The organism is Xenorhabdus littoralis (assembly GCF_033949345.1).
Taxonomy (GTDB): Bacteria; Pseudomonadota; Gammaproteobacteria; order Enterobacterales; family Enterobacteriaceae; genus Xenorhabdus; species Xenorhabdus littoralis.
Window position 1 is genome coordinate 1 of record NZ_VCDP01000127.1, and the last position, 785, is coordinate 785.

Annotated in this window: 1 protein-coding gene; it reads right to left on the bottom strand. The window is 59.9% G+C overall.

All coding sequences use genetic code 11. The features are described from left to right. A partial coding sequence (locus FE394_RS18335) for a conjugal transfer protein TraG N-terminal domain-containing protein (protein ID WP_319927774.1) occupies positions 1-785 on the bottom strand: 785 nt, incomplete at both ends.

The following is a 785-nucleotide window of genomic DNA, read 5'->3' on the forward strand; positions in this document are numbered from 1 at the left end:
TTATATTCACGGCTTCCCTTGCCCAGCATTTTCAGGGCCGCCGACAAACGCAGCCACAGCCCCGGATCGGCCTGTGCCAGTACCCGGGCTTCCAGTCCGGTTTGCGGGGCTGACCACCAGACTTTACAGGTGGGATAGCCACCCCGCCCGGTATTCGGCAGGCCGCTGTCCCTGCTCTCTATCCACGGGAAATGCGCCCGGGGTGTGCGTGATTGCAGCGTAGTGTAATCCCCCGACAGGAAGGTCTGACTCCCCAGCCAGTCGATATCCTTCAGCACCGCGGGATCATCAGTTTGCCCCTGATCGCGTTGTTTCCACTGATAAAGAGCCAGGGCATAGCAATCGTGGGTAAAATCCTGCAATTCTGCTGCCAGGGTGGCGCTGGCAATACGGGTGTGCTGCACCTCAAAACGCAGTTGCCGCAGATCCGGCCGGCAGGGCACTGATGCGACCGCCGCCTGGGTCAGCCCTTTTGATAACCGGTGCACCACCGCCCACCAGACCGGCACGGCGGCCGTGTGTTCGCCCAGACTGGAAATCACCGGCGCATACCCCGTTTCCTGTGGTGATTTTGGCGTCCAGGTGCCGCAGGTCTTGGCCCGGGACGGATCATATTGCAGGGTACTGAGGCTGACCTGAACCAGCGGAACGCAACAGGCGATCATGACAAAGAACGCCCCGTACAGGGTATTTTCGAGACGGGAGAGCGACTGGAGCCCCGCATTGCCTTCTTCCACGCTGTCTTCACGGATTTTCAGCCACAGGGCCATGATTTTAAACAACAA